Annotated in this window: 19 protein-coding genes and 2 pseudogenes; 4 read left to right on the top strand and 17 right to left on the bottom strand. The window is 39.4% G+C overall.

All coding sequences use genetic code 11. The annotated features are described in order from the left end of the window. Positions 1–35: 35 nt before the first annotated feature. Entirely contained in the window at positions 36–1,568 is a 1,533-nt protein-coding gene (dgt, locus tag MARME_RS10685; protein WP_013661276.1) for a dGTPase, read from the top strand. 150 nt (positions 1,569–1,718) lie between these two features. Here the strand turns inward: dgt and MARME_RS10680 are convergent, their stop codons facing one another. The 9 genes from MARME_RS10680 to MARME_RS10640 form a co-directional block, all read right to left on the bottom strand. Continuing rightward, positions 1,719–2,108, bottom strand: coding sequence for a nuclear transport factor 2 family protein (locus tag MARME_RS10680; protein WP_013661275.1), 390 nt, complete (start codon positions 2,106–2,108; stop codon positions 1,719–1,721). Between the two features lie 763 nt (positions 2,109–2,871). Beyond that, on the bottom strand, positions 2,872–4,032 hold the full coding sequence (locus MARME_RS10675) for an MFS transporter (protein WP_013661274.1): 1,161 nt from the start codon (positions 4,030–4,032) through the stop codon (positions 2,872–2,874). Between the two features lies 1 nt (position 4,033). Then, positions 4,034–5,287 (bottom strand): metal-dependent hydrolase family protein, encoded by a 1,254-nt coding sequence (locus tag MARME_RS10670; protein ID WP_013661273.1) that lies wholly within the window; start codon positions 5,285–5,287, stop codon positions 4,034–4,036. Further along, entirely contained in the window at positions 5,284–6,015 is a 732-nt protein-coding gene (locus tag MARME_RS10665) for a type 1 glutamine amidotransferase domain-containing protein (RefSeq protein ID WP_013661272.1), read from the bottom strand. Before MARME_RS10665 ends, MARME_RS10670 begins: the two co-directional genes overlap by 4 nt. A 17-nt stretch (positions 6,016–6,032) precedes the next feature. Further along, on the bottom strand, positions 6,033–6,329 hold the full coding sequence (locus MARME_RS10660; RefSeq protein ID WP_013661271.1) for a cupin domain-containing protein: 297 nt from the start codon (positions 6,327–6,329) through the stop codon (positions 6,033–6,035). Next, positions 6,326–6,784 carry an ester cyclase gene (locus MARME_RS10655; RefSeq protein ID WP_013661270.1) on the bottom strand — a complete coding sequence of 153 codons (459 nt, stop codon included), beginning with the start codon at positions 6,782–6,784 and terminating at the stop codon, positions 6,326–6,328. Before MARME_RS10655 ends, MARME_RS10660 begins: the two co-directional genes overlap by 4 nt. Then, positions 6,753–8,150 carry a pyridoxal phosphate-dependent decarboxylase family protein gene (locus tag MARME_RS10650; RefSeq protein WP_041647882.1) on the bottom strand — a complete coding sequence of 466 codons (1,398 nt, stop codon included), beginning with the start codon at positions 8,148–8,150 and terminating at the stop codon, positions 6,753–6,755. Before MARME_RS10650 ends, MARME_RS10655 begins: the two co-directional genes overlap by 32 nt. Beyond that, a complete protein-coding gene (locus MARME_RS10645; RefSeq protein WP_013661268.1) occupies positions 8,147–8,713 on the bottom strand; it encodes a hypothetical protein in 567 nt (188 codons plus the stop codon). The genes MARME_RS10650 and MARME_RS10645 overlap by 4 nt, the downstream gene beginning before the upstream one ends. After that, complete coding sequence (locus tag MARME_RS10640; RefSeq protein WP_013661267.1) at positions 8,710–9,150, bottom strand: hypothetical protein; 441 nt, start codon at positions 9,148–9,150, stop codon at positions 8,710–8,712. The genes MARME_RS10645 and MARME_RS10640 overlap by 4 nt, the downstream gene beginning before the upstream one ends. Before the next feature lie 324 nt (positions 9,151–9,474). Between MARME_RS10640 and MARME_RS10635 the strand changes: the two genes are divergently transcribed. Beyond that, complete coding sequence (locus MARME_RS10635; protein WP_013661266.1) at positions 9,475–9,981, top strand: Lrp/AsnC family transcriptional regulator; 507 nt, start codon at positions 9,475–9,477, stop codon at positions 9,979–9,981. A 601-nt stretch (positions 9,982–10,582) separates the two neighbouring features. Here MARME_RS10635 and MARME_RS10630 read toward each other — a convergent pair. Beyond that, positions 10,583–11,149, bottom strand: a complete 567-nt coding sequence (locus MARME_RS10630; protein ID WP_013661265.1) for a nuclear transport factor 2 family protein — start codon at positions 11,147–11,149, stop codon at positions 10,583–10,585. A 77-nt stretch (positions 11,150–11,226) separates the two neighbouring features. Here MARME_RS10630 and MARME_RS10625 point away from each other — a divergent pair, with 77 nt between their 5' ends. After that, on the top strand, positions 11,227–12,189 hold the full coding sequence (locus MARME_RS10625; RefSeq protein WP_013661264.1) for an AraC family transcriptional regulator: 963 nt from the start codon (positions 11,227–11,229) through the stop codon (positions 12,187–12,189). A gap of 737 nt (positions 12,190–12,926) precedes the next feature. Then, positions 12,927–13,385, top strand: a pseudogene (locus MARME_RS10620) (IS110 family transposase); the annotation flags it as partial. A gap of 133 nt (positions 13,386–13,518) precedes the next feature. Here MARME_RS10620 and MARME_RS10615 read toward each other — a convergent pair. From MARME_RS10615 to MARME_RS21450, 7 genes and pseudogenes are all read right to left on the bottom strand, one after another. Continuing rightward, positions 13,519–14,079, bottom strand: coding sequence for a glycosyltransferase (locus tag MARME_RS10615; RefSeq protein ID WP_223295027.1), 561 nt, complete (start codon positions 14,077–14,079; stop codon positions 13,519–13,521). A gap of 355 nt (positions 14,080–14,434) precedes the next feature. Continuing rightward, a complete protein-coding gene (locus tag MARME_RS10610; protein WP_013661263.1) occupies positions 14,435–15,382 on the bottom strand; it encodes a GDP-mannose 4,6-dehydratase in 948 nt (315 codons plus the stop codon). A gap of 38 nt (positions 15,383–15,420) precedes the next feature. Then, entirely contained in the window at positions 15,421–16,455 is a 1,035-nt protein-coding gene (gene gmd / locus MARME_RS10605) for a GDP-mannose 4,6-dehydratase (RefSeq protein ID WP_013661262.1), read from the bottom strand. A gap of 74 nt (positions 16,456–16,529) precedes the next feature. Next, on the bottom strand, positions 16,530–17,555 hold the full coding sequence (locus MARME_RS21465) for a glycosyltransferase (RefSeq protein ID WP_049787773.1): 1,026 nt from the start codon (positions 17,553–17,555) through the stop codon (positions 16,530–16,532). Between the two features lie 74 nt (positions 17,556–17,629). Beyond that, positions 17,630–18,223, bottom strand: a pseudogene (locus tag MARME_RS21460) (hypothetical protein); the annotation flags it as partial. A gap of 39 nt (positions 18,224–18,262) precedes the next feature. Then, the gene (locus MARME_RS21455; protein WP_148231022.1) at positions 18,263–18,832 is read right to left on the bottom strand and encodes a hypothetical protein; all 570 of its coding nucleotides are present in this window, start codon (positions 18,830–18,832) and stop codon (positions 18,263–18,265) included. Positions 18,833–18,864: 32 nt separating this feature from the next. Further along, a complete protein-coding gene (locus tag MARME_RS21450) occupies positions 18,865–19,239 on the bottom strand; it encodes a hypothetical protein (protein ID WP_049787770.1) in 375 nt (124 codons plus the stop codon). Positions 19,240–19,291 lie beyond the last annotated feature (52 nt).

Raw genomic sequence — 19,291 nt, 5'->3', positions numbered from 1 at the left:
TATATAATTTGAATCTTAAGGAGTGAGAAAAACCAATGACCATTAACTTTAACCGAAAAGTACGTGGAACAAGGGTATACCACAATAATGCGACAGTATCTCCCCGCCCCCTTGAAGACCTAAACGAAATAGCTGCTCAAGGCAGCTTCGAAAGCGATCGAGGACGAATTCTCAATTCAGCAGCAATACGTAGACTTCAACAAAAGACCCAAGTTTTCCCCTTAGAACGCAATGCGGCAGTTCGCAGTCGATTAACTCACTCTTTAGAAGTCCAACAAGTCGGGCGTTACATAACACAACTTATTTTTCAGACGCTGCCTGATACAGACCTCAATAAATACAAACTTGCAGGCTTGGAGCGCCAAATAGAGTCAATTGTCGAAATGTCGTGCCTAATGCACGATGTAGGGAATCCGCCATTTGGACACTTTGGCGAACAAGCAATAAACGATTGGTTTTCTCGACACTTAGTCTCACTTGTGATGGATAACCAAGGCAACCCAAGAATCGATTTACCTGCTCCGATTCTGCAAGATCTTACAAACTTTGAAGGTAATGCGCAGGCTATCCGTCTGGTTCACACTATTCTTGGGCTCAACCTAACATACTCACAAGTTTCCGGTATCGTAAAATATACTCGTCGAGGGGATCAAGCCTCCCCTAAAAAACAACCTAACTCCAGTCAATTCAAGCGCTATGACTACTTGATGAAAAAAGTTGGCTATTACCTTAGTGAACATCGTTACGTTGAATCTTTAAAGACTGCACTATCAATGGACTCCCACTGTCGCTCCCCCTTTTCCTACATTATGGAAGCAGCAGACGATATATCTTACGGTATCGCTGATATTGAAGACGCTGTTGAGAAAGGTATTATTACGATCGAGCAACTAGAACGCGCGCTAGTGACAGAGTTTAAGTCAGTTATTGAAGAATATGGATTAGCGGAAACATCAACGATGCAAAAAATTGTTAATGCTGCTAATTCAAGTGCTTCGAAGGCGAATAATTGCGCTGACAGCCATTTTTTTGTCACTCTACGAGTAGAAGTAAACAAATGTCTGCCACAGCATGCTTGTAAACAATTCATCGACAATATCGAGGACGTATTTCATGGAACATTCAATAGAGCGCTCATTGAAGACAAAAGCGAAAACCATGCACTCGTAAGCACACTAAAAAATATTGCAAAAAACTATGCTTTCTGTGACCCAGAAGTTGAAAAAAGTGAATTGCAGGGGTATAGAATAATCACCGGACTTTTAGAAGCATACAAGCCTTTGCTAATGCTGGACCGCAATACTTTTACTAATATCGAATCTGCCCCTCTGTACGAAAAAAGGCTCTATAAAAAACTGCCAAACAAGCATCTAAGGGCGTATGAAATTGCGATGCAAACATTAGAAAAAGAAAAAAACAAAGTGCCTAATACAGCTTATTTACCTTATGAATTTGATCATGAGATCTGGGAGTTTTACTTCCGAGTGCGACTCATTCAGGACTATATCAGCGGTATGACTGATCAATATGCTTTTGATGAGTATCGTGCTCTTAATGTTTTAGATTAAAAGCTGTAAGGGCGTAAACTAAAGAAGAATATACGAAATAACTGGGTTCTGTCCTTAGTCGCTATTCGTTTTAAAATCGATAACCTCCTCGTCTCTGAGGAAGTTATCGAAACGAAGGACGTAACATAAATACTTGTCCGTATTTAGAGCTTACTGGCCCCAGAAAGCGTCTTCTTGTGCTTGATTGCTCGAATACAGCCAAACTTCAACGATCTTGCCGCCTTCAATACGAATAAGGTCCACACCCGGCTGTTTAAGCTTGATATCGTTGGCTTCGCCAGAAAATTCCACCGTGATCGCAACCCAATCGCCATTAGCCATATAGTGATCGGCACGTGTAATCGCAAATGTTCCCTTAGAGACTTCCATCATCTTGCCCAGCATCGGACCGACTGCGGCCATACCTCGATGTATACCTGAAAACTGGTTGTCTCCTGGCTGATGCCAAACTACATCTGGTGAAATAATGCTACCTAACGTCGCTTGATCGCCGAATTGCACAGCTTTTATGTAGGTCTTTGCGATGTCAATATTATTCAAAGTGTACTCCTGTGTTGATGTGGTAGTAGATGATGTTTGTGCCATTGCCGAAACATAGCCCCATGTCGATGAAAGCATGATGTAAAAGCGGATTTTCCGCACTTAGCAATAGTCTGGTCAGGACAAGGTTTTTAAAACCGAGTGTGTGTGAGACAGCTAAGTACGGATCTCATTAGGGCCAGAAAACAGACCAAAAGATGTTTTCATAATAGGCCGGATATATGTCAGTACGACCCTTTATTCATGATGATTGGCTAGAAAAGATCAAGATCGGTTAGTAAGAAAGTAAAAAATCACCCTGAAAAGAGTGATTCGGTTAAGTGCGGCTTGACCTAGCCGGAGCGTCCATATAGGTCCTACTAAATGTTAATTAAAACTCCCCTTCTGCGACATCCTCTTCAAGGGTAAGGTACCAGGGAGTTATCTCTTTGTTTTATATTATATTTTCCTCCTTTCAAATACGCTTTATGCCTAAACTTTATTCCTCTCTGCTGACGGGAGCTTTGTATTTACTAGTAATGCAGTTTCCATTCAAACACTTTGATCCATAAGTTTTATTACGCCCTACTGGGCGTGAAACTTTTGCACAACGCTACAAAAGTAACCAAAAGAGCTCTTCTAAGAGTAATGCATAAGTTCTTCATAGGTACATGATTGTTACCTACGCTCAGTATATTAGTATTTTTGAAGACATTTTAATTCCTCTCTTTCTCTGTAGAAGAATTCTGTAACATCAAGATCTGCTCCAATTTCGTCCTTTCATTTATAAAGTAATTCTGTTGTGACGCTTTAGCCTGTATACGATCAGGAAGGCAAACATGCATAATAAAGCAGAGGTAATCAATATATAATGGAAGCCCCCATATAAATAGAGGACACCGTAAGATAGTGCAGCGACCATTGTTCCTCCATATGATACAGCGCTATATATACCAATGAGTCTTACTCGTTGACGATAATCTAGCTTACTGAGAATTGATACAAGACAATTTAAGGCGATCTGATTAATTAGTCCCCAAAATGCGCATCCGATTAGTAAGCTCCAATAGTGATTGGATAGAAGCAACAATAACAAGTAGATTCCACATATTAATAGTAGAGAAGGAGATATAACCTCCCATGAGTCTCTTTTATCAATAAGTTTCCCTAAAAATATTCCAGCAAAACCAAACCCAAATCCATAAGATAAAACAACCATACCAGCATATACTACGGAATAAAGTAGCTTCTGTTGTATATAGCTTCCCAAAAATGTGTAGATTCCATAAAAGCTAACCATGTACAAAAAAGTTATCATAAATATGGGCTTTGCCATTGGAACTTGAAAGGCAGACTTTAGGGAGGTAACGTTAGAAGAACTTTCTTTAGAAGGAAGTAGAGAATATCCTAATGTAGATAGAAATGACAATATGAAAACAAAAAAATAGGAATATCGCCAAGATAGTAATTCTGAAATAAAAGCACTTAATGGAACCCCAGCAACCATAGCTAATGACCAGCCAGAAATAACTTTTCCTAACGTTGCAGACTCTTTTCCCTTTGGTGCAATAATAGCTGTCATCGAATACAAGGTTGGAAGTAAAACTCCAGCACTTAACCCTGTTATAATTTGTGCTACTACAAGCATGATCCAATTTGTTGCAAGACCTGTAATTAATATCCCAATAGAAAGTATTGTTCCTGTTAGGAGTAGAGTTGATTTCGAACCTATACGTTGTGGAAGGCCAGTTAAAAATAACCCTCCTAAAGCCATTGCTCCACCATACGCAGATATTGACAAAGCAATTTTTGTAACATCTGTATTGAGAGATTGAGCAATATTACTCAAAATTGGACTCATTAAAAAAGCATTTGACCCAATTATACTAACACCGACTAGTAAAATAATTGTTTGGAATAAAAATTGTTTTTTTTTCTTGAACATATTAAATTTCACCAAAAATAGATTGAACTATATGACCTTTTTGAATTAGGCACTGAATGTTTCCATCATTATGTATTGATGAAAATTTCTTTGAAGGGTCATCTTTCATGATGATTAAATCCGCGATATAGTTGATGGCAATAGCTCCTATTTTACCTTCCATTCCAAGAGTTATTGCATTATCGCTTGTTGCTGCTTTAATGGCCATTTCAGGAGAGTAACCAGCATATTTTACTAGCATATCAAGTTCTAGAGCATGATATTTACCATATTTCATTATAGGGCTATTTCCTGAATCTGTTCCGCATAGTAATTTTATATTAAATTCTTTTGCTAATTCCAGCATAATTATTGATTGATCTAAGTTATATCTCATTTTGTCAATTATCGATTGGGGCACTCCATGCTCATTTCCGTAATTACATACAACTTCTAGCGCTGAAATAGTTGGCATGATTGGGATTTTTTTTTTGGCCACAATTTCTAACTCTTCTTCTCTCGCATAATCTGCATGCATAATCCAATCTACACCTGCATTTGCAGCTATTTGTGTTGAACCAGCACCTCTAGCATGAATAGTGACTTTCCTTTTTCGTCGATGAGTTTCGTTTGTAATGACTTTCAGCTCTTCATAAGAAATCATCTGCTCATCTCCCCAAGGACTATCGCCTACTTTAATTAAATCAACACCATTCTTAACCTGATACCTTACTTCCTTTAGCATTTCTTCCTTTGTATTGGTTAGAACTCCAATGCCTAAATGAGGTGATTCAATAGAGGTTGGAGAAGTATCGGCAATAGAACCATATGTTGAAATGAAACGCCCTGCTGCAAAAATATGTGGCCCTTGAATTATTCCGTGTTTAATAGCATCTCGAATTGCAACATCTGTAAACCAAGCACCTCCTGGTATTGATATTCCAGTCACGCCTGACATTAACACTGATTTAGCATTTTCTGCAGCTCTAAGCGTACATAGTTCAGCACTTTGTACATTACCGTCACCTATAATTGGTGACCAATCAGGGTGTCCAAAGGTGAGATGACAATGACCATCTATTAAACCAGGCATAATCCATTTGTTTGTAGCATTAATTTTTATAACTTTAGGGTCAGATAGAAGTTGATGACTTTCATTTTCTTCTACTCCAACTTGTTGAAAAATACCATTTTTAATTATCAAACCTGGATTTTTTTTAACAGGATCACCTAAGCCGTTGTATAGTTTTCCTCCTTGAATTAATATAGTTTTCATATAAATTCATCCCTTAGTTCTTTAAAAAAACAAAACATGACTTCTATTGTAGACTGTGTGTTTTGACCAGTAATTAGTTCCCTATCCTTTGTCAAAAAGGATGTCCATTTATCACCTTTTTGGTATTGCATTCCAGCTAAAGATAGTGCCTCTTGAACATCTATATTTAGATACGGTCCTAATTCAGTATCTAATTCTTCTTCACTACTAAAAGCAGTAGTTCTATAGCCTTTATAAGCAAAACCGCCTTCGGTAAATTGAGTACTTAGAAGGGCAATTGGTCCATGACAGAATAAAGCAGTGGGTAAGCTATTTCTATGGAAATACCACAATATTTCACCTAGAACTTCACTTTTTACTAAGTCAACCATTGGAGCATAACCACCTGGAATGAATACTCCATCAAAGCTTTTTAAAGTTTTCTCATCTAAATTTTTAAGAGAAATTATTCTCTGTTCAGAGATTAGTTTTTGATGCAATTGGATACCATATTCAAATAAATCAGGATTTTCCCAATTTTTACATACACCGACAGAATCAATTTCCGTACTAGCAGGATCTGGTACGGGGTCTTTTCCAGTAAGAGTGGCAACAGTGATTTTTATATCTTTATCAGAAAAAAATTTATATGGAAGAGCAAACTCTTCTAACCAATAACCAGTGTCACGAATCATTCCATCAATCCCTTCAATTTTAGAAACTTCACTTAATATTATTAGTATATGCATAGCCAACACCTCTTAGACTAAATTTCATTTCCGCCTTTAATTCGATATCCATAACACCAACAATTTGTTGAGTTACCAATATTATGAACTGAATGAGGAGAATCAGATGGAACAAAAACTTCTTGATTTATATCAAAATTAACTTTCTCTCCATTTACAATAAAAACTAGCTTACCTTTTAAGAGAACAACAACCTCGTCCATTGGATGAATAATTACAGGCCAATTTTTTTTTGGTGGATCATGCCAAAGAAAAAAGCTGTATCCTGCTCTTTTCCACCGATCTTGAATTTCTTCTATCATACTATTGCTCATAGCGGGATATCCTCTTTCAATTGAATAGCATTCGAACTTAATAATTGAGATAAGGCAAGTTGATCAAAAATAGTAACAATATCGTAATAGAGACGTATATGTATGTCTTTTACATTTTTTGATTCAACAACCATACAAGCCTTCCACGCGACAAATAATCGTGTTGGCGGAATTACACCATCAGCAACTGGATATGAACCAAGTTGATGTCCTTCAAATAAAAGTTCACAAACTTCCATATTGTCTGATTTAAAATAGCAATTCATATTTACTATCAGATCAGGAAAGGTCGAGGCCAAAGAATCGATGTATTCAATAAGCTGTGGAATGTTAGTCGTTGTTTGTGTTGTAGCCATATCCTGGAAAGATACTTTTATATGATCCAAAGCTTCTAACTCTGACCATTTTCCTGTATTAAAAGTATCAACTATCAAATGAATAATTTTTTTTTGCATAATTCTCTCCGGATTCCATAACGTCAGCAGTTGCTTGTTTAATTCGATTACATATTTCATCTATAAAAATAAGGTGTTCAGGTTTCATCAGACAAGCGCGCAAACATGTAATAAAATTATTATCATCATCTATATTTTGATGTTTTTCTAAAAACATCCGGGTTGGTATTTTAAATAATGCAATGTGTATATCGTATTTAGCACATTGGTCGAAAATATTATGAGATATATTGGATATTTCACTAGCACTTGAGCCTCTAGGCGCCCACACAACAATGTCTAAATCTGGTTTCCACACAGTTATGTAATTTTTACTGGACTCAACAAATTTAGCTAGTTTTTGAGCTGCTTGTCTGCTTTTTTGTAATCTGTGTGAAAAGTCCCCTCCCTGCTTCAAGGGGAAAGCTTTCATAGTTGAATATAAGGCTACTGCTGATGCTCCCGCTCGAGAACATTCGAGACTAATTTCTCCTAGATGTAATTCTTTAGAGCTAAAATACGTATATGGTGAGTCGTGTCTGTAGTGATGACTGATTGATTTATCAGAGAACAAAACACATCCACAACCATAGGGTTGAAGACCATGTTTATGAGGATCAACAACCAATGAATCAACATATTCAATGCATTCGAAATGAGTTTTAATATTTTTTTCTAGACTATCATCTAAAATAAAATAACCACCATAAGCTGCATCAACGTGTATTCTGAAATCATATAACTCTCGTAGTTTTAGAATATCTAACAGAGGATCAATAGCTCCAAAACCAGTATTTCCTAAGGTAACAACCACAGTACCAATTTGATATTTTTCTAAACTTTCAGTTAAAAAATTAATATCCATTCTTCCATTTTCATCATTTTTTATTTCAACAAATGGTAAACCTAATACTTTGGATATACGACGATGGGTATAATGTGCTTGTTCAGAAGCTGCAATAGCTTTTTCAGGAGACTCTTTTCCAGCAATCCACAATGCTTCTAAGTTGGCAATTGTACCACTACTTGTTAAATGACCAGTTCCATCATAGAAACCAAACATCGATGATATATCTTTAATAACTTCTTTTTCCATTTCAGAGCTTGCTATACCTCCATCCAAAGCATGATTATTTGGATTAATTTGCATAGCAAGCTGATATGCAAGTCTAGCAATAGGGTGAGGTGGTTTTAGCATTTGTCCCAAATAAAATGGATGAAAATAGGGATAATTATTCGTTAATTTATTAGCTACATCCATAAGAATTGATTCTATAGCTTTATAGTCAGTGTTTTCATATATCTCAGGTAAGTTCGAAAAACCTAACTCTAATTTAGTTATAGATTTTTCTAAAATAGCCATTTCTACTGATAGCTTACTCATCATTTGACCTCTGTTTTGGAAGAGTTTTGATGCTGTTTTGGAGATAGGTGTGAATCATTTTCACCGATATTTTTTAGGCGTTGTTTCTTTATTTTACTTAAGGACTCAGTTGCTGATGCCTGAGAGCTAACAGCCCGTAAACTACTCTCATCTTCTACAAATTGATCACAAACATAAATATGCATGTCATAAGCCTGTGACAGAGATTTATTAAATATATCTTTGGCCTCATAAAGCTCTTTTGGTAAGGATAGAAGGAATGGTTTTATTCTCTTCATTACATTGATCATTTCTTTGTGATCTACCATGTCAAGACCACTAAAATTCTCTGGCATTGAAGGACGTATTACATCTAGGTATTGTTTTTTAGAAAAGCTAGATGCTAACTTCATTGAAGAAGCAGATGCAGATAATAGTTTAGACGCATCCAATAATTCTTTTCTTGCTAAACCTAGCTGTTTTTTTTTAATATTATCTTCGAAATTCAAGAGACATAATATTATTCCTTGTATAGTTACAATGAATAAATGATGACCTACAATCCATCGATCCATAGCAGTGTTCATATAGAAATCTCCAGTTCCTCTTTATATGAATATGGAATATTGAGAACTTTTTCAGTAACTAAAGGAAGAATCAATAGTATCTTCTCCAACTCATGAGAAGGAATTTGATCCTTTTGATGATAAATATTATTCAAAGCGTTCTTAAATACTTTCAGGTAAGAAGTAATAATAGAAGCTCTATTATTACTTAATATACGATTGATATTGAAGTAACTATCAAATATTTTATTTTTATTGGTAGGAGATTCAACATATACGAAATCACAATCTTTAAACTGGTAAATCAGCTCATTTAGTAAATTTATTTGTTCTGATTTACCTATGGTCTCAAATTTTTTTAACTTTAAAATGGATTTTGACAGTTTGGTATCAACAATATCCATTTCTTTTTCTTTAATATTGGGAAGAGGCAATTCAATTTTAAATAAAGTCGTCATATATAATCTCCATATTTAAATTTAATCTCTTTGTGGTTCATTCCTCACTATTTAAAGTCAAAGGATCTTGATCATTGAAAAATCAAGAAACATTTATTTTATTATCAAATTTAAATCTAATGAAAAATCGATAATCTACTTTAAATTCAATGAGTTATAGTTATTGAGGCATCAACTATAGAGCACTTACTTTAACATTGAGCTCTTTGAAGTTCTCAACTTTATTATATGGGTTAGTTTTAATTACAAGTCTAATGCTTTAGACTCGAAGTTCATTGAAATTATTAACGTAATTGATGAAGGTTAACAAGGACTGGAGTTCATATGGGTTTAAAAACGAATAATATTAGGTCTAGTAGGTCTAAAAGGCTTAATTTAGATAGAATTGACCGAAAACTATTAAGGTTGCTTGTTGAAGATTCTGATAGAACTTATTCAGAGCTTAGTGAATTGGTTTTTCTCTCTCCTCCTGCTGTGCATGAAAGGGTGCAAAAACTTAGGAAAAATGGTGTTATAAAGGGAAATCATGCAGTTTTAGATGGACCTAGCTTAGGGTGCTCGTTATTAAGCTTTCTACATGTTGAATCAGAAGGTTCTGTTAGGATGGATGCGCTAAATGAATTTTATTCGATTGCAGACGTTGAAGAAATACACTCGGTTGCGGGCGAAACGAATATTATATTTAAAGTCCGTACTAGGGATTCAATTGCTTTGGAAGCGCTAATTGAAAAAATTCACGCTATTGATTTTGTTAAGAAAGTTAAATGTTTTGTTGTTCTTAGCTCTAAACTTGAACGTGGCCCTAAACCAGAAACAGATGACCTTTCTTAGCTACTCCTAAATTCAGACAACAAGTGCGATACGGCAAAGCAGGTATAAAAGAAGCCAACTGCTGAAGTTGGTATGATTCTTCTTACCACAAAAACATGCTTAACAGGACACACAGGTTAAGAAACCAGTAAAATCAAGGGTTTTAGCATGTGTGATGAGATGGACGCTCCTCATTACGGCGTCAATGCGCCAAACTGTATGTACCAAACAACAGTTATATAACAATTCGAATGGGTGTATTGTGTAACCCTTGTTAAATTTATATAAAGTTCCCTAAAGATAGCTAAAAATAAGCTCCTTAAGACTATCGTGTGAAAAAACGACTTATCACAAGGATAACACTAACCTATCTTCCTAAGATCAGCATTCGAAAGTACCCTTTAGAAAAGTACCGTTAAGGAAAGTACTCATCAGAAAGTGTCACTAAAAAAGGATAAGTAACGAGCGGGATAAACAGAATTGGCTAAATGAAACCAAATAAACAAAAATGACAGCATCTTTTCATTGGCTGCTATTTATATACAACATGATCAACTCCCTCGTCCCTGAGGAAGTTATCGAAACAGAGGACGTAAAATAAATACTTGTCCGTATCTAGTGCTTACTGCCCCCAGAAAGCGTCTTCTTGTGCTTGATTTCTCGAATACAGCCAAACTTCAACGATCTTGCCGCCTTCAATACGAATAAGATCCACGCCGGGCTGTTTAAGTTTTATATCGTTGGCTTCGCCAGCAAATTCCACCGTGATTGCAACCCAATCGCCATTAGCCATATAGTGATCGGCACGTGTAATCGCAAATGTTCCCTTAGAGACTTCCATCATCTTGCCCAGCATCGGACCGACTGCGGCCATACCTCGATGTATACCTGAAAACTGGTTGTCTCCTGGCTGATGCCAAACTACGTCTGGTGAAATAATGCTGCCTAACGTCGCTTGATTGCCCAATTGCACAGCTTTTATGTAGGTCTTTGCGATGTCAATATTATTCATAGTGTACTCCTGTGTTGATGTGGTAGTAGATGATGTTTGTGCCATTGCCGGAACATAGCCCCCAGCAAGACCAGCAGTGAGTAAAACGACGCTTAGCACGCCGCGATATTTGATTACTCTGTTCTGCACAGCAGATGTGTTGATGGTTTGATCGGTTTTATTAGTCTTAGAGCTCATTACGCATCCTTTTTAAGGTTGCCGTTTAGGGTTATTATGAGACAATAAAAGCGCAATAAAACGGTAAAAATCGAACTATGAATGATACTTTTGAGACATTTAGAGAAAATACGGAGAAATCTAAGTCAGACCTATCCGCGTCTAAACGACCGAAGACGGAAAGCGTTATTCAAAGCCTGAGCTATCGGCCGAAGTCTCACTATCAGCTTGATTTGGATGTCTTTACTATGGCTGATTTGAGATTACGAGGCAGCAAAGCAAAAGTACAAACGACACATCGATATGAGTTCTACAGCTTGACGGTCATAACAAAGGGTATGTGTTCCCAAATGGTTGATTTTAAGTCAGTCCACTGCAAGCCGGGGTCACTGCTCATACTTCGTCCAGGACAAGCGCATAATTATGGTCATGATGAAGACTGGGATGGCTGGAACATTTTATTCCGCCCCGAGTTTGTCTTACCTGTTTCTAACGCCCCTCGCGAGCTAAAACTCGCCACCAACCCAGACAGACTGCCAGAGCAGATGTTTTTAAATAACCATGAATTGCAAAGAATGACGGACTCAATTCAGCAAATGCAAGAGGATATGCTCATTGATGCCCCACAGGACGATGTACATGCATTATTACGTCATCAACTCTATGCTCTCTTGGCACGGTTAACGATATTGCAAGGCCGCCATCAAACACCCGCGTCTCTAATATCAGCTTCTTCACAACGCTTTACGCGTTTCGAACAGCTTGTGAATGAACGTTTTTCTGATTGGCATAAGGTAAGCGACTACGCAGCGCACCTTGGCTATACAGAAAAGAGCTTGGGACGTGCCGTGACGGCAGCGACAGGCGTCACGGCCAAAGCGTATATTACCGCTCGTATTAATCTTGAAGCAAAGCGCCTGCTCGCGCACACAGACTTGCCCGTCTCTACTATCGCAGAGAGACTTGGTTTTGAAGAAGCCACTAACTTCAGCAAGTTCTTCAAACGTGAAACCGGTGCGCCGCCAGCGGAATTTCGTTTGCAGTACCAAGGTTTAGTTTAACGGGCTGAGGACTTAGAGAACTTTATAAAGCATATGTACTATTACAAAGGAATCAATAGTTGGGCTCTAGCAACTGGTGTTGGTTAAGGGGTGTTAGGATTTTAGCTTTTTAAACCTAATAGCCAGGATATATAACTCTCGCTTAAAAATAATTTCTATATTCTTAGTCTCGATTTACAGGCCAGTGAACGCGTTCTATGCAGTGTAAACGAAGTGCCTGCAAAATCGTTTAAAACTTGTCACTAATAATGAGAAAAGCCAGGTGGTGAAAACCAGCGAAAGCAATTTCTAGGCTTCACGTTTAAGAGCGGTCGAATCAAATGGTACCCAAAGACGTTGCAAAAATTTAAGCAGCGAATACGGGAACTCACCAACCGAAACTGGGGCCTCAGTATGCGCTACCAGCTTTGCTGCGATCTAGATCATTGGATTCGCAGCAAAGTCCGTGTGGCATACTGGCGACGGTGGTGAAAGCCGCACACTAAAGCAAGAAATCTATTAAAGCTTAGCGTGTCGATAAAGTCAGCAGTCGGTTGTGGAATGACAAGCAAAGGCCCATGGCGTAGTTCGAAAACACCAGGAATAAATCAAGCATTGAGCGATTCTTATTTAAAAAAAACCGGATTAGTATCGCTGCGTGATGGATGGATTAAGCTTCACCACTCAAAGTGCGGAGCCGCATGCAGGGTGTTTTGGGGCTGGTACCCGATTATATTAAAAGTGTTCAAACCTAAAGATTGTCTGACCAAAGCATATTATTTATCGGTTTGGACACTTATAAAGAGTTTATCCAAATCGCTTATATTGAGCGCCAACGGGGGGCTCAACCCATCCACTTCGGCCGTATATCTAGCACCAAAATAGCCATTATAAAGTTTGCTCGCCAGATGTAATCCAAGTACCTAGCAGCAATGCTTCATTTCGTCTACGAAGCAGGACCGTGTGGCTATTGGATTTACGGACTTCTCACGAGTTTAGGCCATTGTTGCTATGTCGTTGACCCTTCCTTAATTCCTAAAAAGCCTGGCGAAAAAATAAAGACAGACAACAGAGACGCACTAAAGCTCGCTAAATTGCTTAAAATTGAAGACCTCACACCTATTTACGTACCAAAGCCCGAAGATGAACCGATTCGAGATTTATCACGCACTCGTGAAACCACAATGAAAGATCTTAAAGACGCAAAATATCAACTAAATAGACATTCAGGACACGTAACTGACTCGGGACTTAATTCCTCTAAGCCACCACAAATAATCTTTGCGAATAAAAACTCTGCAGAAATGGGACACGATCAAAATAAAATTTTCCTCAAGTCTTCAAGGTTTATCAGGATATTGAACGATAAACTCTAGCCGTCTCTTGTGCACATCGCGCCCATGAATAGCACATAGCTTGTATCAGCCCTTTTTGAGAATACTCTTTTTGCTTCAGGGGACTCCCAAGAATCTCTGAAATTTTGACATTCAATTCTTCAGTCTCATCTGTCTCGCAAAGCAAGCACACCCCTTTCGCAAACTCAGCCATAGACGTTCCCGCCCGGCAAATAACAGGCACACCGCTGCTCATTGCTTCTAAAACGGGTAATCCGAAGCCTTCATATACGGATGGGTAAGCAAATAATGACGCACCAGAATAAAGCAACAGCAAAGCATCCGCAGAGACATAATGTAAGTCGCGAATAATTCCTTGAGCTTCAAGTGACTTAATACGTTGAAGCATCTCGCTATTGCCCCAGCAAGTACCAAGGGATAAGTCCGCTGAACCGAATCTGGCAGCGCACCAAGCACCAAGCATCAAGCAGAACCTCAACACGTTTTCTCGGTTCAAACGTACCCACGAATAACACATACGACTGATGCGCCAGCCCAAACTAGGAGAGAAACTCATCTGTCAACTCTTGGCTTCGGGGGTGAAACCGCTCATCAGCTCCCAAATAGACTGTTCTGATACGTTCTTCTGGCACATCCAATAATTCTATCAGCTGCCTACGCACTACTTCAGAGTCAGTAATAATGGCGTCAGTTCGGTCGAGTGTCGTGAGGGATCTCTGGAGCGTCAGCGCCCGATAATGCTACTAACTGCAACTGCTCATCCGCACTAAGCAGATTACTCTCGTTAAAACAGTCGACCCGTTCAAATTCGGGAGTTTTAGCAAATTGCCGCAACAGGTTATGGGTATAGCTACCAATCTCCGTTAACTGCGGGAGCAGCGACTCGGTGTTTAATAACAGCTTCAAAACATCTATACCTGCTCACGCCAGTGACCTAATAACTCGGCCAACGTATTCGATAAATCGTAACTGGGCTGCCAACCAGTCAGGGAGTGGATACGAGTGCAATCACCCGCTGCAAGAGGGATATCCGAAGGCCGCATACGCTCTGGATCCAGCTCTACCGCTATTTCCTGAGAGCTCTGTTGCAATAACAGCTTGAGTACATCATCAATCCGGCGAGGCTGCCCAGAGGCAATATTAAATATTCGATCTTCGATATCGACAGTCTTCAATTCCAGCAACGCCACATAGGCGTTGCAAACATCCCTAACATCGAGAAAGTCTCGCTGCGCATCTAGGTTACCCACCTGCAATATCGGCTTCTGCTTACCCGCTTCAATAGCCGCAATTTGTCGAGCAAAAGACGCGGAAACAAATTCTGGTGACTGACCAGCACCGATATGGTTAAACGGCCTGGCAATAGCCCCGGCTAAGCCTTGACGAAAATACTGCTCAATCGCTAGTTCAGCTGCGCGTTTGCTGGCCGCATAAGGGTTCATAGGCTTGCAATCGGCCGACTCCGCCGTTAGCTCTGCAGCTTTGAAAAATTCACCATAGACTTCGGAAGAGCTAACAAAAAGAAAAAAAGCCTCACTACAGTGCGTTTTAACTGCCTCAAGCAAGTGAAGCGTACCCATAACATTCGTTTGCCAGGTTTGTGCTGGTTCACGAAAGCTCGTGGGCACGTGACTCTGAGCAGCCAGATGTATCACATGACTAGGTTTAACCTGCTCGATCACACAAGACACCGCCTTAGCATCATTAATATCAAGAGTGACCCATTCCGCTGCACTGCCCGCATGGGAAGATGCTAACCTAGAAGCACAAGTCACACGGTAGCCTTTAGCCAGCAGTATAGGCAACAGAACTTTACCGACAAAACCGCAAGCACCAGTTAAAAATACATGCTGATTCACAAGCACTCCGAGTTAATAGTTCCTAATAGATTGCACATTTAGAATGAAAAACCCGCCTCATTACGACGCAAGTCCGCCTTCACCATCATCTGACACAACTCTTCTAATGTAGTTGTTGGCTCCCAGCCCAAATCATCTTTTGCCTTTTGCGGATTACCAATTAACAAATCAACCTCTGCCGGCCGATAGAACTGTGGATTCACCTTAACGACAACCTTATTGGTCACAATATCAATAGCAACTTCATCCTCCGCTTCACCCTCAAAGCGAACATCAATTCCAGCCGCCTTAAATGACATAGTCACAAAATCGCGTACAGTCTCGGTGCGGTTAGTTGCAAGCACATAGGTATCAGGCTTATCGGCTTGCAACATCAAATACATGCCTTCGACGTAATCTTTAGCAAAACCCCAGTCACGTTTTGCATCCATATTACCAAGCTCCAAGGCATCTAACTTACCCAACTTAATTTTGGCAATTGAATCTGTAATTTTACGCGTTACAAACTCTTGACCTCGCAGAGGAGATTCGTGATTAAACAAGATTCCACTAGCCGCAAAAATATCGTAAGACTCACGATAGTTAACTGTCATCCAATGAGCGTAAAGCTTGGCTACCCCATATGGACTGCGCGGATAAAAGGGGGTCGACTCTTTCTGAGGAATTTCCTGAACCTCACCGAACATCTCTGACGTAGATGCCTGGTAGAAACGTATATTCGGGTTAACGATACGAATCGCTTCTAACAAATTTAATGGGCCAATGCCTGTGATCTGAGCAGTAGTATGCGGCTGATCAAATGAAACACCCACAAAACTTTGCGCAGCTAAATTATATACCTCGGTAGCCTTAGTTTCTTGCAGTAAGCGAATACTGGCCCCTAGATCCGTTAAATCGTATTCAATTAGATGGAGATTATTATGCCTGTCTATCCCCAACTCTTCGATACGCCAAAAATTGACCGAACTGGTGCGACGATAGGTTCCATATACCTTATAACCTTTATTCAATAGGAGTTCAGCCAAATAAGCGGCATCTTGACCTGTAATCCCTGTAATAATTGCTGTTTTCATTTTTACCTTTAGATTTCAATTTAACCAAACTGGTTGTAACCCAAAACAATATCGATAAGCTGTTGTGCACTTTGCTACCAAGTCAACCAAGGCATATCATCTGATCGCGGAGCTTTAGATTTGGTATTTAATTCTAACCAGTTCGTTACAGCCCCAGCAATGTCTTGCGGATTTTGTGAATCTTTGAAATAGAATGCATATTCGGTCGCCACTTCACGGAAGACTGGAATATCTCGGGCAACAATAGGTAATTTATATTGAGCGGCTCCAATGAGCGGCAGACCGAGTCCTTCAGCCTCACTTGCCGCGATCAAGCAAGAGCTGGCCTCATAGATCTTTTCCAAATATTCATCGCTAATACCCTCAAGCCAAAAAAGTTTCCGATTGTACTCTGTAGAAGATTTAATTTTGTCAAAAAACTCATTCATGTTCCAGCCCTGTTTCCCGACAAAAACCAGATTAACATCAACACCTTTATCCCAAATCAGCTGGAATGCAGCTAAGGACTGGGCATAGCCTTTACGTGGCTCGATTGTCCCCACCATTAAAAAACTAATATCCTGTTCTATTGACCCGACGGTTGTTAAGTAATCGTCCGGACATCCTTTTGTCGGCACGCAAGAGCCAATGTCTGCACCCAAATGAAACCAGTCAATACTGAAAGAGCTAAGATCTGCATCTGTATTTTTCTTAGCCCAGACAGTCAGCTCATCCGCAACTGATTTTGAAATACAAACCGTGCCATCTAATTTAAAGACTGCCTCTAACCAAAGTTTGTGATTTAATTCAACTTCATTTTCAGCAGGAAAGTAAGACGGAAAAAGGATCGGTAAAAGATCGTAAGTTACAGTCTTAATCTCGACTCCATCACGCCTTAAATCATCATATATACCTGAGAGCATTACATGATATAGCCCCCCCGACATGAAATCCACAATCAGTAAAAAATCGCTAGGGGCGCGATCAATTGGCTCATTAACTGCCCTCTCACTAGAACGCCCCATAATCTGAGAAGCCCATTGTCTCGTGTAGCGATAATGCCAACCGCCACCTTTATCCGATAGATATACAGGCTCAATCCGATATTCCGGAAGGTCCATTTCAATCAAAGCTCTAACAATAGAACAGACTACCCTCTGAATACCTGTACGTATATCATTTTCCGCTGTTGGAGTCACATCAACAAATAGCTGTCGCTTTGCGGTTCGCAAAGGAAAATTTCGCGACAACCGCTCAGCGATATCGACACGTTCATTGACTCCCAGTGCTGGGGGCCAAGACGGGCTATCTCTTTCATTAAAAATTGAGCGTCATGTAAAGATAAATTTCTATCGTGCTCAATAACTTCCGCATACCGCTTGACACAATATTGAGGTGAATGCTTTGACCTTATTGTTTGCGCAGCATGTACACCTATAGGTTGACGTTCATCTTCACTACTCCATAAACGCTCCAATGCAAAGCATAAATCACTATTGAAAAGCTTATGATACAAAACCACAACATCATTATCGGAAATCTCAGCCATTGACCCGCGGGCATTGACGATTGTGGCGAGGCCATCATTCATGCAATCAAGCACTGCAGCTGAAGTTTCACCACGAAATTCAGAGCGCAGCTGCACCGCTACATCTGCAGCACTCAAGTAATTATGGTACGTTATATCGTCAACCCATCCGGTAATAACTATATTTTCATGGCCTTTTATAGCATCGAGAACAGATTCCCCATAACTATCATTAGGTAGCCCACCAACAAAAATCAGCTTGCATTCTCTCTGGTTAGCAAGTGGGGATGAGAGCCAAGTCTAGATCAACCGAATATTCAATTTATTCCGCCCAATAAAACCAAAGCTGCATACAACAAAGTCACCCGACTTAAGTCCCAAACTTTTTCTAACTTCCGTTTTATCCGCCAAGTAAGCGGGCTGCCGCAATAATGGAATAACATGACAGGCACTAGATTCGATATTACTGTAATATTTTCTCGCTAGCATTTTTGCAAAAGCAGAGTGAACAACAACACTTTTTGATTTCTCAAAAACATCGAAACGCAGTAAGTATATCATCTGAGTTATTAACACCTTCAGCGACTGTCCTATAGCCACTAGAGAAATAAAGCGCTCGTTCAAACCAAAAGCTCTACCTTCATGGATGTGCATGTGATAAGCCAAGTCACCCAAATAGAAATTATGTAACACAACAACGCCTGGAACTCGCTCTAAGAGGGCGTACATATAAGAGTGAAAATAAGAATTACCAAAATGGTAAATAACCCGCTCATATAACTCACTATTTGTGATAAGGTACTCTGGCGTATAAACACCGCAATTATCTGTAATCCATGCATCCTCAATGAATTCTCTATCGACTATCACATCCACATCATAATATTGGCTTAAGGCTGGAATTAACTCCGCGCTATAAAATACAACGCCACTTTTTCTGGAGGAAGCGGCGAAACAAACGCTAGTTTAGGTCTTTCTCCTGCCTCTAACAAAGCATCAATAGCGCTTTCAGCGTTAATCTTCGCTTTACAGAAATCAGTTATGATCTTTAGCCGTTCAGATACCTTTAATTCGTTGGACGCCAATGCATCAAGTGCATATATACATTCATGATCAGTGGCACCCGCTAACGTTATTGTGGATTGAGTTGCTAAAGTCACAACCGGATAAGAAGGCGATCCGACAGAAAATACTCCCCCTGTACCGTTGTTGTTAATATCCCCAGGAACCAAAACAACATCAGGGACTAAACTAAAGATTGCAAATTCACGTATCAACTTACCAACCTGGCAGTTCCACGAAGAAGCCTCTGAAATTTCCGGTGGAACG

The organism is Marinomonas mediterranea MMB-1 (assembly GCF_000192865.1).
Classification (GTDB): Bacteria; Pseudomonadota; Gammaproteobacteria; order Pseudomonadales; family Marinomonadaceae; genus Marinomonas; species Marinomonas mediterranea.
Note: the sequence above shows the minus strand (reverse complement) of the source record. Positions and strands in the feature narration are given on the sequence as shown.

Coding starts and splice junctions, on each gene's coding strand:
- dgt (WP_013661276.1), top strand. CDS start 36: ATGACCATTAACTTTAACCGAAAAGTACGTGGAACAAGGGTATACCAC.
- MARME_RS10675 (WP_013661274.1), bottom strand. CDS start 4,032: ATGTTCAAGAAAAAAAAACAATTTTTATTCCAAACAATTATTTTACTA.
- MARME_RS10670 (WP_013661273.1), bottom strand. CDS start 5,287: ATGAAAACTATATTAATTCAAGGAGGAAAACTATACAACGGCTTAGGT.
- MARME_RS10665 (WP_013661272.1), bottom strand. CDS start 6,015: ATGCATATACTAATAATATTAAGTGAAGTTTCTAAAATTGAAGGGATT.
- MARME_RS10660 (WP_013661271.1), bottom strand. CDS start 6,329: ATGAGCAATAGTATGATAGAAGAAATTCAAGATCGGTGGAAAAGAGCA.
- MARME_RS10655 (WP_013661270.1), bottom strand. CDS start 6,784: ATGCAAAAAAAAATTATTCATTTGATAGTTGATACTTTTAATACAGGA.
- MARME_RS10650 (WP_041647882.1), bottom strand. CDS start 8,150: ATGATGAGTAAGCTATCAGTAGAAATGGCTATTTTAGAAAAATCTATA.
- MARME_RS10645 (WP_013661268.1), bottom strand. CDS start 8,713: ATGAACACTGCTATGGATCGATGGATTGTAGGTCATCATTTATTCATT.
- MARME_RS10640 (WP_013661267.1), bottom strand. CDS start 9,150: ATGACGACTTTATTTAAAATTGAATTGCCTCTTCCCAATATTAAAGAA.
- MARME_RS10635 (WP_013661266.1), top strand. CDS start 9,475: ATGGGTTTAAAAACGAATAATATTAGGTCTAGTAGGTCTAAAAGGCTT.
- MARME_RS10630 (WP_013661265.1), bottom strand. CDS start 11,149: ATGAGCTCTAAGACTAATAAAACCGATCAAACCATCAACACATCTGCT.
- MARME_RS10625 (WP_013661264.1), top strand. CDS start 11,227: ATGAATGATACTTTTGAGACATTTAGAGAAAATACGGAGAAATCTAAG.
- MARME_RS10615 (WP_223295027.1), bottom strand. CDS start 14,079: ATGAGTTTCTCTCCTAGTTTGGGCTGGCGCATCAGTCGTATGTGTTAT.
- gmd (WP_013661262.1), bottom strand. CDS start 16,455: ATGAAAACAGCAATTATTACAGGGATTACAGGTCAAGATGCCGCTTAT.
- MARME_RS21465 (WP_049787773.1), bottom strand. CDS start 17,555: ATGGACCTTCCGGAATATCGGATTGAGCCTGTATATCTATCGGATAAA.